Consider the following 17995-nt stretch of genomic DNA (forward strand, 5'->3'; position numbering starts at 1 on the left):
TACACGCAGACCAGTTAGACTGCTCTATGCATTTTTAATACCTATTCAAATTAGGCATAATAAAAGCACACAACAGACTAACGCAGGTTATTTTTTAATCTCATATTTTAGAGAGTGATGCCATGTTATTCAAAAAAATCGCTATTGCTGCTGCAGTTGCTACTACTTTAGCTTTCGTTGGTTGTGCTAAAAAAACTGAAGAAGCTGCTCCTGCTGCTGCATCTGAAGCTGCTGCTTCTGAAGTAGTTGCTGCGTCTGACGCTGCTGCTGTTGAAGCTTCTGCTGCTGCTTCTGAAGCTACTGCTGCTGCTTCTGAAGCTACTGCTGCTGCTTCTGAAGCTACTGCTGCTGCTTCTGAAGCTCAATAATCTAACCGATTATTCAGCACAAAAAGAGAGCCCTTTGGCTCTCTTTTTTATTGCCTCAAACTTTAAACCCTAGTTCATAAAAAGCACTAAAATTCAAAATACTAAGCCCATGCTTATTGAAAATAAAAACTGACAATTTAGCTAAAGGAAAGCCACAATCAATCTTTACGACAACTCAACTCAAATATATCGTCTCACTTTAAAACGAATATTCTTTAACATGACTTGTGTGATAGATGATTAAAACTGGACCTACTAAATCAAAGGCAAAAAAAAGCAGATCAATCGATCTGCTCATTTCCAACACGTTGACGGAATTTTTGTCCCGCACGGAAGGTCACTACACGACGGGCAGAAATCGGAATTTCTTCACCCGTTTTCGGGTTACGGCCTGGGCGTTGACGTTTATCACGCAACTCGAAGTTACCGAAACCAGAGAGTTTAACTTGTTCCCCAGAGATTAGCGCTTGGCTAATCTCATCGAAGAATAACTCGACCATTTGTTTTGCTTCACGACGGTTTAAACTCGTGAGCTCACTTAAATGATCAGCCATTTCTGCTTTTGTTAATGCTGTCATGAAGCCCTCAATGTCGCCTGGTAAGTGTTTTCCAACACCTGAAGTATGTTATCCATACCGGTTTTGATTTCAGCATCTTCTAATGTACGTGTTGGATGTTGCCATTGAATTGCAAACGCCAATGAGCGCTTGCCTTCTTCGACACCTTGACCAGTGTACACATCGAATAACCAAACTGCGTCTAGAAGCTCACCGCCGGTTTTTTCGATAAGTTGCTGAATTTCACTAACATTAATCTTATCACTAATTAAAAGCGCAATATCACGTCGAACCGACGGAAAACGTGATAATTCTGTAAAATTAGATACATAAGTTTGCAAAACAGCCGATTGATCCAACTCAGCGACCCAAGTTGTCGCCAAATCCAACTCATCTTCTAAAGATGGGTGTAAACGACCGAAGTAACCAATTGATTGACCATTGACTAAGATTTCAGCAGATTGACCTGGATGCAACCACGTACGCTCTGAACGTACATATTCAACATTTAAACGTGCAGAATTTAAAATCTCTTCTACATCGCCTTTAAAGTCAAAGAAATCCATTGGCTGTGCTTTACCATGCCAAGATTCAGTCGTACGCGAACCTGTTGCAACCAGTGCAAATGTTGGGATCTGTTTAAGATCATGAATGCTGTTCGCACCTTGATAATCAAAACGTAGACCAAGCTCATAGAAACGCACACGGTTTTGTTGACGGTTCACGTTGTATTGCACACATGGGATCAAACTTGATAATAAGGTTGAACGCATCACTGCAAGGTCGCTAGAAATCGGGTTTGCAAGCGCTAGTGGTTGAACCTGTGGATTCAATTGTTTCTCTAGTTTCGCATCTGCAAAGCTAAAGCTAATCGCTTCTTGATAACCCAAAGCCACTGCAGTTTGACGTAACTGAACCAATTCAAATTGGTCTTGGTATTTCGCTAGTTTGACATCAATCACCGGCAAGCTAATTTGAATATTGTCGTAACCGTGAATACGTGCTACTTCTTCGATGAGGTCTTGATAAATCGCCATGTCAAAACGATGTGATGGTGGTAAAACAGTCCACTCACCTTCTGCTTTCACAGTGACATTGCAACCCAAACGCGTTAAAGCATCCGTAATAAATGCAGATTCAACTTTATAACCGAGCAGTTGATCAACTTGCGCTTGGTTCAGTTCAATGGCTTCACGTTTTGGTAATAACTCTACTTTTTCAGCAACAGTAATTGGACCAAACTCACCACCAGCTAAATCAGCAATAAGCTGAGAAGCACGATGCATTGCCGTCATCGGCAATTCAAAGTCTACACCGCGTTCATAACGCTGAGATGCATCGGTATGCAAACCAAAACTACGTGCACGACCTGCGATATAGAGTTGATCAAAGAACGCCGACTCAAGGAAAATTTCAGTGGTATCGTCAGAAACCGCTGAACTTAGGCCACCCATGATTCCTGCAATCGCCAAAGCTTTTTGATCATCCGCAATCACCATTACGTTTTCAGATAATTCAACTTCTTGTTCATTCAACAACGTTAATTTTTCTGCTGCTGTTGCTTGGCGTACACGAACTGAACCTTGAACTTTACCACCATCGAATGCATGTAAAGGTTGACCCAATTCCATTAAAACGTAGTTGGTAATATCGACCAAAATACTGTGCTGACGGATGCCCGCACGAGCCAATGCACGTTCCATCCACTCAGGAGTTGGTGCTTTGGTATTCACGTTTTTGATCACACGGCCTAAATAGCGTGGGCAACCATCCGTACTAACAACGACATTTTTTTCATCGCTAATGGTTGCAGCAACTTCTGTAATCACTGGTGCAGTCACAGGGAGTTGGTTAATCACACCAATTTCACGTGCAATACCACGAATACTGAAACAGTCACCACGGTTTGGCGTGATGCTGATATCAATCACATGGTCATCAAGATCTAAATATTCACGCACATTTACACCAACAGGTGCATCGGCAGGAAGCTCTAATAGACCGTCGATTTTATCTTCAAGATCAATTTCAGACGCACCGCACAGCATGCCTTGTGATTCAACACCGCGAAGCTTGCCTTTTTTAATTTTGAAATCGCCCGGAAGTACTGCACCAATGGTTGCTACAGGAGCTTTCATGCCTACACGTACGTTTGGAGCACCACAAACGATTTGTAACGGCTCGCCTGAACCGATGTTTACAGTAGTGACACGTAAACGGTCAGCATCGGGATGTTGAACCACTGTTAAAACTTCACCGACTACTACACCAGTAAATGGTTTTGCAGCAGGAGATAAATCATCAACCTCTAAACCTAACATGGTCAGTTGGTCAGAAAGTGTATCGCTATCAATGGCTGGGTTAACCCATGTACGCAACCAATTTTCGCTAATTTTCATTGTATAAAAACCTATTAATTCTAAATTTCTAATCCCCTCTAGCGCCCCTTTAAAGAAAGAGGACGAACCCTAAGTCATGATGGACACCCCCTCTCCTTTTAGGAGAGGTTAGGGAGAGGTATAAAACTGTTTAAGCAAATTGGCGTAAGAAACGCACATCATTTTGGTAGAACATACGCAGGTCATTAATGCCGTAACGCAACATGGCAAAACGCTCTACACCTAAACCGAAGGCAAAGCCTTTGTATTTTTCTGGGTCGATGCCAGCGGCTTGTAAAACGTTTGGATGCACCATACCGCAGCCCAAAACTTCCAACCATTTACCACGTTCATCCATGATATCCACTTCTGCACTTGGCTCTGTGAATGGGAAATAAGATGGACGGAAACGTACTTTCAAATCTTTTTCAAAGAACTCATTTAACAAGTTCACCAACAAACCTTTAAGTTCTGCAAAGCTGGTGTTTTCAGCCACATACAAACCTTCGATTTGATGGAACATTGGCGAATGCGTTTGATCTGAGTCACAGCGGTAAACACGACCAGGGCACACAATACGGATTGGAGGCTGCTGATTTTCCATCGTACGAATTTGCACGCCTGAGGTATGCGTACGAAGTAAATGATTCGCATCAAAATAGAAAGTGTCGTGCATCGCACGTGCAGGGTGATGACCCGGAATGTTCAATGCTTCAAAGTTGTGATAATCATCTTCAACTTCTGGACCAGTCGCAACAGTAAAGCCAGCTTTGGTAAAGAATTGGCAAATACGTTCTTGAACTTGAGTCACAGGGTGAATGCTACCCACCGTTTGACCACGGCCGGGTAAAGTAATATCAATCGTTTCGCTAGCAAGCTTTTGTTCTAATGCAGCTTTTTGTAATTCAGCTTGACGAGCAGTCAGTGCGCCAGTAATCGATTCACGAACGGCATGAATTTGAGCACCAAAAACTTTACGTTCTTCTGGGTCCATTTTACCGAGCGACTTCGATTGTTCCGCGAGCTGGCTTTTCTTCCCTGTAAATTGCACTCGCACTTGGTCGAGTGTAGCAAGGTCCTCTGCTGCTGCAATCGCAGCGAGCGCTTCAGTGGTCAGGGCTTCCAGTGACATAGTAACTCTCAAAGCAACAATTTAAAAAAATAATATAAACCCCTTATTCTAACAGTTTTTAGCCGTTATGATGAAGCGCATTCACAAGTTAAAATTGCATTAGCATCAAGTTTTAAAAAAAGTATAAGATAAACACAATATCAATGGGATCCAATCTTTATGGCACTCGATCCAATCTGGAAACAACAGCTCACACTCGTCACTTATGGCAATGAATTTCTCAACCAAGATTTGAGTTTTCAACGTTGGTTGAATCACCACATTTTTGATCAGCACAGTTTCCATTTTCGTGATTTGCTATCACAGCATTTATTGGCTCAACATTTCCAAATTTGGCTAGAAGGCTTAAAAAAACAAGGGGTACAACGCTTAAGTTTACATAGCTCCAGCTTGCTGAATGATGAACAAAATCCGAATGCTAACGTTGAACTTCTTCCCTTTGCCCATTTTATTGTAAGCCACGAAAAAAATAAAAAGCAGGCATGGATTTTTGGTAAAGAACTTGCCGAGTGGTATAACGCAGAAAATGACTATGAAGCACCGGCATCCCAACAACTGCAAATTCGTCGAGAAACCTTTTGGCGCTATGAGCTGAACCATAAACTCATTAAACGCATCGAAGCAGATATGCAGTTACCAAAATGGGATGATATTCATAACTTCACTGAAGCAGAATTATTTTTACAAAAACCTGCGGAAGGTTTTATTGAGCCGGAGGTGTTAGGGACACCTTATTATGGTACGCAGCCCGATCTAAGCAGCGAATCGAATGAATCCGCAAAACTCGCACTCTTGCCAACGGATGCACAAGCAGATTTCGCACATGACAGCTTACATCGCTTAGATGCATTAAACCGCCACATTCAGTCTAAAATTCAGCATCCCTATCATGCAGATGGCAGCATCTATACACCTGAAGAACAGTTAAATTTACGCCATTTTGCTCAAAAAACTGAAGATTTAACGGCTAAATTTATTGTGAAAGTCGCTAATCACTATAAAACTGCACGTTTAACTCCTGTGGTCGAAAGCTCTCCTCTGGATGGATTTAAAACTGAACAAAGAAAATCAAATCCTCAGCATGTACACACGCAAAATCCAACCCATAAACCTGGTGCAGGTGGAGTGATTACCTTAATTATTATTACGGTAGTGATTTGCTTATTGGCTTATTACTTCGGACTTTAACTGTATAAATGTGATCAACACTAAAAAGCCCTTCTCATGGAAGGGCTTTTTTATGAACATGCTTATGTATGAATGACCTCAAAATTATGAGGTCGTTAAATAATTAAATGGACGAACTTCTAATCGAACGCGATGCTGATCGGCATGTTGATTAATATAATGACTGACCGAGACTACTTCACCTTCAAGCTCTGCGTCTGCACCATACATGATTTTGACCGCCTCACCTTTGCGGGGAATCATTTCGAGCTCTACAGTGATGCTACCTTGACCCATACCAACTATTTCAGCCAACATTTTATTTTCCTTTTGTTCTTTTCTATCCATACATTAGGCATGGCGCAAAGCGCGGTATAAAGATTATTTCTGTAACTTAACTGCACTTTTTATTGATAAAACATCAAAACTTAAACATCAAAAACATAAGAGTCCAATTGTTCTAAAAATGCATCAACTGCATTTGCAGACTTTAAACGAATCCATTGAATATGTTGATATTCAGGTGCATTCATCATCTGTAGATATTTTTCACGATTCTTTTTATGGGTCTTAATCATCCACCAGACAATGGAATCTCGACCAAACATCCGCCACAAACTTTCCTGATTATTTGAATCTGGCCAAAGATCTTGTTTGGACTTAGCCCGAGAAATTGCGCGCTTTACAGAGCGGTATAAATTGACTGGAAACGGAAGGTCTAACCATATCACCGTATCTATTTCAGACCATTTAACAGGAATCGCCCGAGTATAGTTGCCATCAATAACATAACCATTTTTCGCTTTAGCAATTTCAGCTCCGATACGTGCAAAAAAGATTTCGTCAGGACACTCCTGCCAATCATCCAGCCAAAATAGGTTATCTAGTTCAATATAATGCAGCCCTATTTTGTCCGCCAAAGCTCTGGAAAAGGTTGATTTTCCAGTGGCCGATGTACCGACTACGTTTATTCTTTTCATTGTCATGATGATCTACTTGAGTCTGGTGAATCTACTTCAAGATAACAGCATTGGATCTGTAGGTTAACTTTTATTCTTCACGATAATCCAAAAGATCTGCATCGATATTGATAAAGTCAGGCTTTGGGATTTGTTCAAATTGAACGGCTAATATATGCGACTGACTGGTTATGCATGCTTTTGCGACTCGATGCATCCCATCCATCACTCGACCGCTGGCACATAAAATAATGGGATAACTTAAGTCCGCAGCATTTACCAATTGCAGATGTTCAATAATTTGCTGTGTGGTCGGTGCAGATTTTGGAAATTAATATGCTTCATTTAACTCCTAAATGTCATTTACAGGGATTTGCTGAATCTTAAAATTTTGACTGAGTTTTACTAAACGATGTACATCCCAAATATACGTATCATCACCCACTCGGCGGAAGTGATACTATTTGCGCATCAAGCAGTTACCTCTTAAATCAAATTAAAGCTAAGATAGCTTACAATTGAAAAATAAAAAAATGCTTCATTATGATAGATCATTACGAGCAATTTATTCTTGGTTTGCAATATAACGCTCAACGCTTTTTTAACCAGAAAATTTACTATGACGAGATTTTGCACCCATGGTGCGGCCAAGCTTGCGACATTTTCTTGATTCGCGATTTTAAAACCAATGCATTACTACATGACTCAGTTGATCATTTGATTATGTATATGGCTGAAAAGCGGATTAGAACATGCTCACTTTATCCATTTGATCTTCTTTTTGAGCATGCAAAACTTAATCAACATCCTCATTTTGACTTTGTAAAAACCAACTACCCTCTTGCTGTTTTCCACAACAATTTAAATCAAGCCTTTGCACTGGTTCAAATCCAATCTGAAACGAAAATTTTAGATATCAGCCCTATTGGTGATCCTCGGGAGTTTTGGGGTGCAAGTTCCACACAATTTCATGACGCATTCGGACTGTTTACATTAATTGAGCTCAATCAACAACAGCGGAACGAATGCTTTTACTTTGATAAAAAATCGAGTTGGAGCAGTTTAGTAAATAGCATTCAACTGGATTTATTTGAACATCCGTTTTCTACCCACATTCAGCCTCAATTTAAACTAATCCATAATTTGTATTATTATGGCCTTCTGGATGACTCACTCCCTCTTTTGGAGAATCCTCAAGCTTCACCTCAAGTTGGATTAAGTCTGCTTGAAATGCTCAATTCAATCGAAGCTGCTATCCAAAATTTAAAACATGTAAAAAACGAAAGCTCACCGATCCATTTATTTACAACCGAAGAATATGCACAACTATTGGATTATGAGTACAAACTGTCAGAACACCATGTAGATGTCACGTGCTATACAGCCAATCATTTCAACCGCGAAAATTTAGTCAATGATGAAGAGAAAGCTTTACTCAAACAACTACAGAAAAAATACCCCAAAGTTAATTATTTCAAATCAACATCTGATCAAGTTCTTTCCGCCACCAACACTTCAACAGATAAAGAGCCTGAAAAACCATGGGTTGTATTTTTTTCTTTAGTTTTAATTTTTGCCATGCTATTCGCTTTACTTTATGGCTTTTATTTACTTTTTAAACAATTTGAGTTTATAAAATTTGCCGCAATCACAATTGGCATCATTGTGTTTTTAGCCATATGGTCGAAAAAATAAGATGTCTAATCAAATTCGTCCATAAAAAAAGACCGCTAAAAGCGGTCTTTTTTTAAGTCATAAAGACTTATGCAGCTAATGCATCTTTAGCTTTAGAAGCTAAAGCAGCAAACGCAACTGCGTCATGCATAGCGATGTCAGCAAGTACGCGACGGTCGATAATCACTTGAGCTTTTTTCAAGCCAGCAATCATACGGCTGTACGACAAACCATTTTGACGAGCACCAGCATTGATACGCGCAATCCATAGAGCACGGAATTGACGTTTCTTTTGACGACGGTCACGGTAAGCATATTGACCTGCTTTGATTACTGCTTGGAACGCTACGCGATATACGCGTGAACGAGCGCCGTAGTAACCTTTAGCACGAGCAAGAATTTTTTTATGACGGCGATGAGCCTGTACACCACGTTTAACACGAGCCATTTATAATCTCCTTAGATGTATGGGCACATACGGCGAACTGAAGCAACGTCACTTACGTGAACCATTACACAGCCGCGTAATTGACGGATACGCTTAGCAGATTTTTTGGTCAAAATGTGTCGTTTGAACGCTTGGTGACGTTTAAAACCGTTTGCAGTTGGCTTGAAGCGTTTAGCTGCACCACGGCGAGTTTTCATCTTAGGCATAAGAACCTCTTTTGAACACCTGTTCGGCACGTCTGCACCATTGCAAAGACGCCCTGCAGGTAAGGGAGCGAGTATTCTAAAGCATCTTTGCTCAAAACAAAAGCGAATCTTTCTACCGAATATCGAACTTAATTAATTTTCTAATATAGATTTTCCGATGATTTTAGAAGCGATGCCCAATAAGGCTTATATAATGTCGGCACGCCAACTATTAATGTCCATTATGAAACCTGCACAGGATGCTTTTGCAGCCCTACGTTATCGGGATTTCTCGATTGTTACGCTTAATCAATTTTGTCTGACCTTAGCCATTTTGATTCAAGAAATTATTGTTGCTTACTCACTGTATCAAATCACTAAAGACCCGCTAACACTGGGCTTAATTGGTTTAGCCGAAGCAATTCCTTTTATTGCTCTCTCTTTGTGGGGAGGATACTTTGCAGATCGTTTCAATAAACAGACCATTATGAAAATTTGTCTGTTTTTTTCTGTACCGATGCCACTGATTCTTTGGGGGTTATTTCACCAATATGGTCTCGGCCAAATTGATGTCACCCAACTGTCTTGGGGTATTTATGCGGTCATTTTTGGGCTTGGAACGATCCGTGGTTTCTATAATCCCTCGGCAACGTCGCTTAAACCTTTTTTAATCCCGCGGGAGCTCTATACCAATGGTGCAACATGGACAACGATTGGTTGGCAAAGTGGGGTAATTATTGGGCCAATGCTCGGCGGTTTCATGTTGGCATTTTTAGGCCGTGAAACCAGCTTACTCAGTGTTGCAGCACTACTAACGCTCTGCTTCGTCCTTATTAATCTGCTCAGTAAACGCAGTTTCCCTAAAATTGAATCTGACAATTTAAAAGATAGTTTAAGTGAAGGTTTTCGTTTTATCTGGAAAACCAAAATTGTCCTTTGGGCGATTTCACTCGATTTGGTTTCTGTGCTTTTTGGTGGCGTGATTGCCCTCTTACCGATTTTTGCTGAAGATATTTTAAAAGTGGGGCCTGAAGGTTTAGGCTACTTACGGGCAGCTCCGTCTATTGGCGCACTCATCACCATGATTGCACTAACCAAATTCCCTCCAACCCATCATGCATGGCGTAATATGTTATTGGCTGTAGCAGGTTTTGGTGTATTTACCATTTTATTCGCATTTTCCAGCCATCTTTGGTTATCACTCTTTGCACTAGCAATGACCGGCGCATGTGACAGCATCTCTGTAGTAGTTCGCCAAACCATTTTACAGCTCTACCCGCCCGAAAATATGCGTGGCCGTGTAGCCGCGGTCAATGGCATGTTTGTCTCCAGTAGTAATGAACTTGGAGCTTTTGAATCGGGACTTGCAGCAAAATATATGGGCACGATCATGGCGACACTTTTTGGTGGCTGTATGACCATGGCTGTAGTTGCGATCAGTTGGGCAAAAACACGTGATTTGTTTGGGATCGACATTACCCATCAGTCAAAAAAATAATGGCATATTTTCCATTTAAACCTTGCCAGTATTTCCAATACAGGAAATACTGCGCAGCAATATCGACGCATTCATCACTCACTTTGTGATCTTAGAATAGACTTATGAAACAATATCTGTGCTTAACCCTTTTGGCCTGCGCTCCATTTTCTACAGCGTTTAGTGCTTCAACCAAAACCCATCAACTTCCGGCACAGAATATTGAAGTTGCTCCTGCACATTTAACCACGCGTTTAAATTGGTCGGTTTTTCCAAAACCGGTATATGCCAATGAAGACCTCAAGCAACGTGACCGCGCGGCCATTATTCGTGTTACAGCAAATGCAAAAGGCACCATTACCGATGCAAGTGTTGAAGAAAGTACAGGTGTCGATCAACTCGACCGAATCTTAATTTCTGCTGTCAAAAAAGCTAAAGTCAAACCACATTTAGAAAATGGTGAAGCCAAAGCCATTATTGGCTATCAAGCGTTTAATTTGAGAGTTAAAGGCAATACGCCTGAATGTGATTTCAACTTTGATTCAAAAGTTTGGAAGGCACAAAGTGCAGATAAGAAAACGCCATTCCAATATGTATCTCAACCAAAATTAGATCTCACTAGTCATGAGTTGAAACAGCATGATCGTAAAGTCAAATTTAACTTTAAAGTGGATAAACACGGACAAGTAAAAAAGGTCAAGATCAAGCAAGGCTCTGGCATTTATGCACTCGATCAGAAAGTCGTTGAAGCATTGAGAAATAGTCAGATCTCGGTTAAACGTACTGCGAGCACCCTTTGGATCTATAAAAAGTCGAACTTTAAAGATGAAATTCAATTTCAAGTAAATGGCTGCTCATAATCTCAATTTTTAGCGGCATTAAAATAATGCATTGGCATGCCGCGCACTGATGGAATGACTATGTTGAAACAATATACAGCAATAGGTCTAATGCTCTGTGCAAGCACAGTGATGTGCACGCAGTATGCTGCCGCTGAGACTGCGCCCGCCAGCGAAGTAAAAATATTGCAAGACAGACCTGTCAGCTGGATGCGCGCACCCAAAGTTAAATTTGAGCCAGGAGATCTGGAAGGACGCCCTAGATTTGTCAATGTCGCAATTGATGCAGACAACTCGGGCAACATTACCGCAGTCAAAATCATCACCAGTTCAGGCTTGCCAGATTTGGATGATATGGTCATTAACGCGGTAAAAAAGGCACGCTTCAGGCCTTATATAGATTCGGGCATCAGCTATCCCTTCCGAGCGACGCAGCCATTTGAATTTAATGCTGATGACTATTCATCGACACGTAAAACACCAAAAAGAAAGCCCATCAAAACCTGCTGGGCTGATTTTGAGCCCGAGGGCTTGCAGCTCCAACAGTCTGGCCAACATAGAACATTTCAATACAAAGACGTCCCCGCAATGAAGCTGCCGATGACGGAATCTGAAGCAAAACAATTCAGCATAGATTTTAGTTTTAGCGTAGATCGCAAGAACCAAATTTCCGATATTCGTTTAATACAAAGTCCAAGTGATCCAATTGCCCGCTTGCTATTAAAGAAATTTGAACTGGCAAAAATCGAAGCGCCACGTAAGTTTTATCAGATCTTTAAAATTCAATTTAAAGAGCGCATTCAGCTGAAAAATATTCAATGTAATTGAAAAAATAGCCCGTAGATAAACAGATAACGTCCAATTTTGGCGATACTGACCAGTGTGAAAAATCGCCAGAAGTTTTCTTTCATTAAACCCGCGATTAAAGTAATTGGGTCTCCAATCATCGGCAGCCAACTCAGTAGCAAAGACCAATAGCCATATTTGTGATAAATGCCCTGTGCCTGCTGCATTTTTGGCTCTGACACGGGAAACCATGTTTTATTTTTATAATGTTCTACTTTTAAACCGAGCCACCAATTCACACAAGAACCGAGGATATTTCCGATACTGGCCACCAAAATCAGTAGCCATGGATTGTGTTGACCATAGCTCAACAATCCGAGCAATACGGCTTCGGACTGTAAAGGAAGTAAGGTCGCAGCCCCAAATGCCGCGAAGAATAAAACTAAAAACGACCACATCGAAACGAATGCTTAGAGACCTAATTTTTTCTTCGACTTCAAATATTCAAAATTTGACCAAAGCACTGCTGCAACAATTACAACGATTCTCGACCATTTATATTGTGAAGAAATCGGTTCAATCGCAGCTCGCATCAAGTTTTGATCTTTGGTATGTAAATCTGCAAGAATATTTTGAACATGCACAATTTCAGCGACAAATAGCACTAAGCAGCCTGCAATACCCAAAATAATACTCCAATAGATTCTTGGGTTATTTTCAACAATACGGGTAAAATTTAAGAAAAAGTCTTTCATCGCAAAATCGTCCAACTAAGCCGTCAACAACGCGTTCTTTCGGCAGCGCCGCATTCTAACACAGCGTTAGAATTTTCTTCCGTCCTATCTAAAATCTTAAGGTGAGTCTTTCCGCACTTTACTTTTATACATGAGACTTCTAATCTGCCACGCAAATATTGAATAATTTTAACTCACTTTATGAAAAAAATTCTTTTCTTAAGTTTTATTGTGTTATTACAAATTTTGACCACTTTATATGCACAAAGTCCTTCTGAAGTTGCCAAACAACACGTGATTACACAAGATCAAATTATTTGGAAAAAGCGACCTATTTTTAACTTCAACAATGACGATCTGGGCAATCAAAATCGTGACCTTAGTTTTAAATTGTATGTTTTAGCCACCGGCGAAGTTCAAAAAGCTGAATTAATCAAAAGCTCTGGATTTACACACATTGATAAGCGGGTTGAACAGTCACTTTTACGTGCCAAGTTCAAACCTTATATCGAAAATGGTGTAGCTTACCCCTTTGTTGCCCTACAGCCCTTCTCACTCAAGACCCTGAAAGAAAACCAAAGACCTTGGTGGAAAAAGCTTCTATTCATTTCATAAAAAAAAGAGCATGTTTCCATGCTCTTTTTTTAAACCTGTATTGCTAAGGCTTTTTGTACCGCTGGACGGGCCGTCAGTCGATCGATATAGTCTTTCACGTATGGATAATCTTCCAGCTGAATTTGCTGCCATTCATGACGCAGTGCCCAAGGCAGAATAGCCATATCTGCAATCGAATACTCTCCAGCCACAAATTTTTGACCAATCAACTGATGGTTCAAAACTTTATACAAGCGTTTAGATTCATTTACATAACGTTCAGTTGCATACGGAATACGTTCAGGTGCAAAACGACTAAAATGATGATTTTGTCCTAACATGGGCCCAAAACCGCCCATTTGCCACATCAACCATTGTTCTACTTCAACGCGCTCAAACTCATCTTCTGGATAAAACAAACCTGTTTTACGTCCAAGATATTGCAGAATCGCACCAGACTCAAAAACTGAAATTGACTCTCCTCGTGGGCCATTCTGATCCACAATTGCAGGGATTTTATTGTTCGGAGAAATTCTCAAAAAGTCTGGCTGAAATTGATCATTTTCCAAGATATTAATCGGAAAAATTTGGTATTCCAAACCCATTTCTTCTAAAGCGATGGTAATTTTATGTCCATTGGGTGTACCCCAATAGTAGAGATCAATCATCTATATTCCTTTTTAATTTTCAGTAAGGCAATCTCATTTTGCTTTATGTATAACATGTTTAATCCAGTGAAAGCTTGTCAGTTTTTCTGAAAAGTAATGTTAAAATGTGAATTATCACTTTGCTTTTAAAATCACTTAAGGTACAAAAATTCAAAAAATATAATTTTTTTATAAAAATCCCTTGAAAAAAATCAGCACAGACCGATATTGATACATGTACAAGGATCAAACGATCTTGTTAGTGAACAGTGGATGCCAAGCATCACTGAACATTTCTTATTGTTACAACTTTGCTTATTAAAGAGAGTTCTAATTATGAGTAGTTTAAATCTTAACCCACTTTTCCGTCGTAGCATTGGTTTTGATCGTTTCAACGATTTATTTGATTATGCCATGCAAAGCGACACACCAAATTACCCGCCATACAATATTGAAAAAACGGCTGAAAATAGCTATCGCATTGTGGTGGCAACCGCAGGTTTTACAGAAGATGAACTTTCGCTAAACTTAGAAAATCAAGTGCTAAGCATTTCAGGTAAACCAACTGAAGCGCAAGATACAACTGTGGAATTCCTGCATAAAGGCATTGCGCGTCGTACATTTAAACTGTCTTTACGCTTAGATGAACATATAGAAGTGCAACAAGCCCTATATGAAAATGGTTTATTGACAGTGGACTTACAGCGTATTATTCCTGAAGAAAAACTACCACGCCAAATTCCAATTGGCAAAAAGGCATTGATAGAAAGTCCTGTCCAAGAAAATAGCGCTGAGTAAACTCTCATAAAAAAAAGACCCTTCGGGGTCTTTTTTATATTAAGAAAATTAGTTAGATTCAAAACATGACAAACAAGAATAAAAAATCATGCCATCTCAAGAATATAGTGTCTCGATTCCAATTTATATGTTTCGTTTTTTATCTATTCTCAACTTAATCTTACCCATAGGTGTTTTTAATGAATCCTTGGTGGGTCTGGCTTACAAGCTGTTCATCTACTCTTTTTAAATTTTGGCGTATCTTGCAAAAAATAATCCTACTCTGTATTACTATCTATTTATATGAAATGTACTTTGTTCTGATTGCTTTTATAACATGGAATATACGACCTAATATTACCAAGATGAAAATCTATTGGAGGGTACTGAAAATCCCCATCTCACTGCCGGTGTTATGTAAATAGATCTCACATAGTTAGCTCAATAAAAAGCTTTGCTCACTTTATACCTACATTAAAACTAAATTAAAGCATTTCAAAACGTCTGAATCGAAACAACGATTGAATATCAATTAGAATATAATCAAATTTGTCTTTCTTAAAGAAACTTACTTAATACCCTCAGACATAAGTTCGCATTCATGAATTTTGCTCTATTTTTCAATCAATACGCAGCAAAAATTATTGGTGCCCTTGAACATCATTGAGATTAAAAAACCAAAATATAGGCAAAAAAAAGCACTGCAAATGCAGTGCTTCTTTTATGGATACTTACTTTTTCTTTTTAGGACCAAGTAGCATACCCATTTGACGGCCTTCCATTTTCGGGGTTTGTTCAACAACACCGTATTCAACTACGTCAGCTTCAATTTTTTGTAATTGAGCCAAACCAAGTTGTTGGTGAGCCATCTCACGACCACGGAAACGAAGCGTGATTTTTACCTTATTGCCTTCTTCAAGGAACTTGATAATGGCACGTAGTTTAACGTTGTAGTCACCAACATCAGTACCAGGGCGTAGCTTGATTTCTTTCACCTGTACTTGATGTTGTTTTTTCTTCGCTTCTTTTTGCTTTTGTTTTAGATCAAACAAATGCTTGTTGAAATCCATGATTTTGCAGACTGGTGGCTCAGCATTAGCAACAATCTCAACAAGGTCAAGATCTACTGCTTCTGCAGCACGCAAAGCGTCAGCAAGAGATACAATCCCTTTTTGCTCGCCATTTTCGTCTACTAGACGGACTTCTTTTGCACGAATTTCATCATTCAAGGCAGGACGGTTTGATTTTCCGCCCTGTTGATTACGGTCAGGCTGTTTAATCGCTTTTACTCCACAATGTACCGGCCGCGTTCGGCTACGGCTGCTTTTACTAGGTCAACGAATGCATCAATTGACATAGTACCCAAATTTTTTCCAGAGCGAGTACGGACGTTTACAGTACCTTCCTCAACTTCACGGTCCCCAAGAACCAATAAGTAAGGAATACGCTCTAAAGTACGTTCACGAATCTTAAAGCCGATTTTCTCATTTCTCAAGTCTGAAATCGCGCGGATACCGCTTTCTTTAAGTTTAGCGACGACTGACTCACATGCTTCAGCTTGTGAATCGGTAATGTTCATCACACATGCTTGAATTGGAGACAGCCAAGGTGGCATGAAACCAGCATAGTGTTCAATAAGTATACCAATAAAACGCTCGAAACTGCCAAGTATTGCACGGTGCAACATTACAGGCTGATCACGGTCGTTATCTTCAGTCACATAAGACGCATCTAAACGTTCTGGTAAGTTAAAGTCACATTGAATTGTACCGCACTGCCATACACGACCTAAGCAGTCTTTCAATGAGAATTCAATTTTCGGACCGTAGAATGCACCTTCACCCGGTTGAAGTTCCCACTCTAGGCCTGCAGCATCTAAAGCATCTGCTAAAGATTTTTCTGCCATGTCCCAAAGTTTGTCATCACCTACACGTTTTTCTGGACGTGTCGACAATTTCATTTGAACTTCTTCAAAACCAAAGTCTTTATAAACATCTAAAGTCAATTTAATGAAGTCTGCAACTTCAGTACCGATTTGTTCTTTCGTACAGAAGATATGCGCATCATCTTGTGTAAAGCCACGTACACGCATAATACCGTGTAATGAACCTGATGGTTCGTTACGGTGACATGAACCAAACTCAGCCAAACGAATTGGAAGATCACGGTAAGATTTCAAACCTTGGTTGAAGACTTGCACGTGACATGGGCAGTTCATTGGTTTTACTGCATAGTTACGGTTCTCTGAGTGAGTCGTAAACATGTTTTCAGCATAGTTTGCTGCGTGACCTGATTTTTCCCAAAGCGTGAAATCAACCACTTGCGGTGTACGGATTTCTTGGTAACCGTTGGCTTGTTGAACTTTACGCATGTATTGTTCAAGCACTTGGTAAATAGTCCAGCCGTTTGGATGCCAGAACACCATACCCGGCGCTTCTTCTTGCATATGGAACAAGTCTAACGCTTTACCAATTTTACGGTGGTCGCGTTTTTCAGCTTCTTCAATACGTTTAATGTAGGCAGCTAACTGCTTTTTGTCCGCCCAAGCTGTACCGTAAATACGTTGTAGCTGTTCGTTTTTCGCATCACCGCGCCAGTAAGCACCAGAGATTTTAGTCAACTTGAACGATTTTAAGAATTTAGTATTTGGAACGTGCGGACCACGGCACATGTCCAAATAGTCCTGATGGTAGTACAAGCCCATTTCAGTTTCTTCAGGCATGTCTTCGATCAGACGTAGTTTGTATTCTTCGCCGCGTGCAGTGAATTCTTTGATCACTTCATCACGTGGAGTCATTTTTTTGATGACATCATAGTCTTGGTCGATGAGCTTTTTCATGCGCTCTTCGATTGCTGCCATGTCATCTAAAGTAAACGGACGTGGCATCCAGATGTCATAGTAGAAACCTTCTTCAATGACAGGACCAATGACCATCTTTGCTTCTGGGAACAATTGCTTAACTGCATGACCTACCAAATGCGCACAAGAGTGACGAATGATGTGAATACCATCTTCATCTTTAGGCGTGATAATTTGTAGGCTAGCATCTTCTGTAATTAAATCAGACGCATCAACTAAACGATCGTTTACACGACCCGCAACTGTATTTTTTGCTAGACCAGGACCGATGCTTTGAGCAACTTCCATCACAGACACGGCATGATCAAATTCTTTTTGATCGCCATTTGGCAAAGTGATAATTGGCATATAAAAATCCTTAAGGAGTGATGCCCCGTACAATGGAGCATGTCACCGCGAGATTATGATCGAGG

At 40.2% G+C, this 17995-nt stretch carries 20 protein-coding genes and 1 pseudogene; 8 read left to right on the plus strand and 13 right to left on the minus strand.

What is annotated here, in order from left to right; translation table 11 throughout:
- The first annotated feature begins 122 nt into the window (after positions 1–122).
- On the plus strand, positions 123–368 hold the full coding sequence (locus FTU80_RS07500; protein WP_078192631.1) for a hypothetical protein: 246 nt from the start codon (positions 123–125) through the stop codon (positions 366–368).
- 281 nt (positions 369–649) lie between these two features.
- On the opposite strand, the gene FTU80_RS07505 is transcribed toward FTU80_RS07500, so the two are convergent.
- The 3 genes from FTU80_RS07505 to pheS all read right to left on the minus strand — a co-directional run bounded on the left by FTU80_RS07505 (position 650) and on the right by pheS (position 4435).
- Positions 650–946, minus strand: a complete 297-nt coding sequence (locus FTU80_RS07505) for an integration host factor subunit alpha (protein ID WP_004649746.1) — start codon at positions 944–946, stop codon at positions 650–652.
- Entirely contained in the window at positions 943–3324 is a 2382-nt protein-coding gene (pheT, locus tag FTU80_RS07510; protein WP_180084648.1) for a phenylalanine--tRNA ligase subunit beta, read from the minus strand. The genes FTU80_RS07505 and pheT overlap by 4 nt, the downstream gene beginning before the upstream one ends.
- Positions 3325–3454: 130 nt before the next feature.
- A complete protein-coding gene (pheS, locus tag FTU80_RS07515) occupies positions 3455–4435 on the minus strand; it encodes a phenylalanine--tRNA ligase subunit alpha (RefSeq protein ID WP_078192633.1) in 981 nt (326 codons plus the stop codon).
- 159 nt (positions 4436–4594) lie between these two features.
- On the opposite strand from pheS, the gene FTU80_RS07520 reads away from it, so the two are divergent.
- Positions 4595–5623, plus strand: coding sequence for a hypothetical protein (locus FTU80_RS07520; RefSeq protein ID WP_180084649.1), 1029 nt, complete (start codon positions 4595–4597; stop codon positions 5621–5623).
- 84 nt (positions 5624–5707) lie between these two features.
- Here FTU80_RS07520 and FTU80_RS07525 read toward each other — a convergent pair whose 3' ends face one another.
- The 3 genes and pseudogenes from FTU80_RS07525 to FTU80_RS07535 all read right to left on the minus strand — a co-directional run bounded on the left by FTU80_RS07525 (position 5708) and on the right by FTU80_RS07535 (position 7006).
- On the minus strand, positions 5708–5920 hold the full coding sequence (locus FTU80_RS07525) for a hypothetical protein (RefSeq protein ID WP_180084650.1): 213 nt from the start codon (positions 5918–5920) through the stop codon (positions 5708–5710).
- Between the two features lie 110 nt (positions 5921–6030).
- Complete coding sequence (locus FTU80_RS07530; RefSeq protein WP_180024392.1) at positions 6031–6582, minus strand: adenylate kinase; 552 nt, start codon at positions 6580–6582, stop codon at positions 6031–6033.
- Between the two features lie 70 nt (positions 6583–6652).
- Positions 6653–7006: pseudogene (locus tag FTU80_RS07535) on the minus strand (hypothetical protein).
- A 284-nt stretch (positions 7007–7290) separates the two neighbouring features.
- Here FTU80_RS07535 and FTU80_RS07540 point away from each other — a divergent pair.
- On the plus strand, positions 7291–8256 hold the full coding sequence (locus FTU80_RS07540; RefSeq protein WP_180084651.1) for a hypothetical protein: 966 nt from the start codon (positions 7291–7293) through the stop codon (positions 8254–8256).
- 67 nt (positions 8257–8323) lie between these two features.
- Here FTU80_RS07540 and rplT read toward each other — a convergent pair whose 3' ends face one another.
- Positions 8324–8683: a 50S ribosomal protein L20 gene (gene rplT / locus FTU80_RS07545; protein ID WP_004647525.1), complete on the minus strand. Its 360-nt coding sequence runs from the start codon at positions 8681–8683 to the stop codon at positions 8324–8326.
- A gap of 11 nt (positions 8684–8694) precedes the next feature.
- Complete coding sequence (rpmI, locus tag FTU80_RS07550; RefSeq protein ID WP_065994397.1) at positions 8695–8889, minus strand: 50S ribosomal protein L35; 195 nt, start codon at positions 8887–8889, stop codon at positions 8695–8697.
- 223 nt (positions 8890–9112) lie between these two features.
- On the opposite strand from rpmI, the gene FTU80_RS07555 reads away from it, so the two are divergent.
- The 3 genes from FTU80_RS07555 (at position 9113) to FTU80_RS07565 (ending at position 12012) form a co-directional block, all read left to right on the plus strand.
- Positions 9113–10366, plus strand: a complete 1254-nt coding sequence (locus FTU80_RS07555; protein WP_180084751.1) for an MFS transporter — start codon at positions 9113–9115, stop codon at positions 10364–10366.
- A 104-nt stretch (positions 10367–10470) separates the two neighbouring features.
- A complete protein-coding gene (locus tag FTU80_RS07560) occupies positions 10471–11205 on the plus strand; it encodes an energy transducer TonB (protein ID WP_180025967.1) in 735 nt (244 codons plus the stop codon).
- A 60-nt stretch (positions 11206–11265) separates the two neighbouring features.
- Positions 11266–12012 (plus strand): energy transducer TonB, encoded by a 747-nt coding sequence (locus tag FTU80_RS07565; protein WP_162689745.1) that lies wholly within the window; start codon positions 11266–11268, stop codon positions 12010–12012.
- Here FTU80_RS07565 and FTU80_RS07570 read toward each other — a convergent pair.
- Positions 12000–12428 carry a YqaA family protein gene (locus FTU80_RS07570; RefSeq protein ID WP_180025968.1) on the minus strand — a complete coding sequence of 143 codons (429 nt, stop codon included), beginning with the start codon at positions 12426–12428 and terminating at the stop codon, positions 12000–12002. The two genes, FTU80_RS07565 and FTU80_RS07570, sit on opposite strands and share 13 nt — an antisense overlap.
- Positions 12429–12440: 12 nt before the next feature.
- Positions 12441–12725, minus strand: coding sequence for a hypothetical protein (locus tag FTU80_RS07575; protein WP_180025969.1), 285 nt, complete (start codon positions 12723–12725; stop codon positions 12441–12443).
- Positions 12726–12905: 180 nt separating this feature from the next.
- Here FTU80_RS07575 and FTU80_RS07580 point away from each other — a divergent pair, with 180 nt between their 5' ends.
- Positions 12906–13319, plus strand: a complete 414-nt coding sequence (locus tag FTU80_RS07580; protein ID WP_180084652.1) for an energy transducer TonB — start codon at positions 12906–12908, stop codon at positions 13317–13319.
- Between the two features lie 29 nt (positions 13320–13348).
- On the opposite strand, the gene FTU80_RS07585 is transcribed toward FTU80_RS07580, so the two are convergent.
- Positions 13349–13966, minus strand: a complete 618-nt coding sequence (locus tag FTU80_RS07585) for a glutathione S-transferase N-terminal domain-containing protein (protein ID WP_078192641.1) — start codon at positions 13964–13966, stop codon at positions 13349–13351.
- A gap of 315 nt (positions 13967–14281) precedes the next feature.
- Between FTU80_RS07585 and FTU80_RS07590 the strand changes: the two genes are divergently transcribed.
- Complete coding sequence (locus FTU80_RS07590) at positions 14282–14743, plus strand: Hsp20 family protein (protein ID WP_168378471.1); 462 nt, start codon at positions 14282–14284, stop codon at positions 14741–14743.
- A gap of 710 nt (positions 14744–15453) precedes the next feature.
- Here FTU80_RS07590 and infC read toward each other — a convergent pair.
- Both infC and thrS read right to left on the minus strand, forming a co-directional pair.
- A complete protein-coding gene (infC, locus tag FTU80_RS07595; RefSeq protein WP_180026032.1) occupies positions 15454–16002 on the minus strand; it encodes a translation initiation factor IF-3 in 549 nt (182 codons plus the stop codon).
- Positions 16003–16007: 5 nt separating this feature from the next.
- Entirely contained in the window at positions 16008–17930 is a 1923-nt protein-coding gene (gene thrS, locus FTU80_RS07600; protein WP_078189589.1) for a threonine--tRNA ligase, read from the minus strand.
- Between the last annotated feature and the right edge of the window lie 65 nt (positions 17931–17995).

The organism is Acinetobacter sp. YH12145 (assembly GCF_013418335.1).
GTDB classification, from domain to species: domain Bacteria; phylum Pseudomonadota; class Gammaproteobacteria; order Pseudomonadales; family Moraxellaceae; genus Acinetobacter; species Acinetobacter amyesii.

Excerpts from the sequence above, each read along its gene's own strand:
- FTU80_RS07500 (WP_078192631.1), top strand. The coding sequence starts at position 123 with ATGTTATTCAAAAAAATCGCTATTGCTGCTGCAGTTGCTACTACTTTA.
- FTU80_RS07505 (WP_004649746.1), bottom strand. The coding sequence starts at position 946 with ATGACAGCATTAACAAAAGCAGAAATGGCTGATCATTTAAGTGAGCTC.
- pheT (WP_180084648.1), bottom strand. The coding sequence starts at position 3,324 with ATGAAAATTAGCGAAAATTGGTTGCGTACATGGGTTAACCCAGCCATT.
- pheS (WP_078192633.1), bottom strand. The coding sequence starts at position 4,435 with ATGTCACTGGAAGCCCTGACCACTGAAGCGCTCGCTGCGATTGCAGCA.
- FTU80_RS07520 (WP_180084649.1), top strand. The coding sequence starts at position 4,595 with ATGGCACTCGATCCAATCTGGAAACAACAGCTCACACTCGTCACTTAT.
- FTU80_RS07525 (WP_180084650.1), bottom strand. The coding sequence starts at position 5,920 with ATGTTGGCTGAAATAGTTGGTATGGGTCAAGGTAGCATCACTGTAGAG.
- FTU80_RS07530 (WP_180024392.1), bottom strand. The coding sequence starts at position 6,582 with ATGAAAAGAATAAACGTAGTCGGTACATCGGCCACTGGAAAATCAACC.
- FTU80_RS07540 (WP_180084651.1), top strand. The coding sequence starts at position 7,291 with ATGGCTGAAAAGCGGATTAGAACATGCTCACTTTATCCATTTGATCTT.
- rplT (WP_004647525.1), bottom strand. The coding sequence starts at position 8,683 with ATGGCTCGTGTTAAACGTGGTGTACAGGCTCATCGCCGTCATAAAAAA.
- rpmI (WP_065994397.1), bottom strand. The coding sequence starts at position 8,889 with ATGCCTAAGATGAAAACTCGCCGTGGTGCAGCTAAACGCTTCAAGCCA.
- FTU80_RS07555 (WP_180084751.1), top strand. The coding sequence starts at position 9,113 with ATGAAACCTGCACAGGATGCTTTTGCAGCCCTACGTTATCGGGATTTC.
- FTU80_RS07560 (WP_180025967.1), top strand. The coding sequence starts at position 10,471 with ATGAAACAATATCTGTGCTTAACCCTTTTGGCCTGCGCTCCATTTTCT.
- FTU80_RS07565 (WP_162689745.1), top strand. The coding sequence starts at position 11,266 with ATGTTGAAACAATATACAGCAATAGGTCTAATGCTCTGTGCAAGCACA.
- FTU80_RS07570 (WP_180025968.1), bottom strand. The coding sequence starts at position 12,428 with ATGTGGTCGTTTTTAGTTTTATTCTTCGCGGCATTTGGGGCTGCGACC.
- FTU80_RS07575 (WP_180025969.1), bottom strand. The coding sequence starts at position 12,725 with ATGAAAGACTTTTTCTTAAATTTTACCCGTATTGTTGAAAATAACCCA.
- FTU80_RS07580 (WP_180084652.1), top strand. The coding sequence starts at position 12,906 with ATGAAAAAAATTCTTTTCTTAAGTTTTATTGTGTTATTACAAATTTTG.
- FTU80_RS07585 (WP_078192641.1), bottom strand. The coding sequence starts at position 13,966 with ATGATTGATCTCTACTATTGGGGTACACCCAATGGACATAAAATTACC.
- FTU80_RS07590 (WP_168378471.1), top strand. The coding sequence starts at position 14,282 with ATGAGTAGTTTAAATCTTAACCCACTTTTCCGTCGTAGCATTGGTTTT.
- thrS (WP_078189589.1), bottom strand. The coding sequence starts at position 17,930 with ATGCCAATTATCACTTTGCCAAATGGCGATCAAAAAGAATTTGATCAT.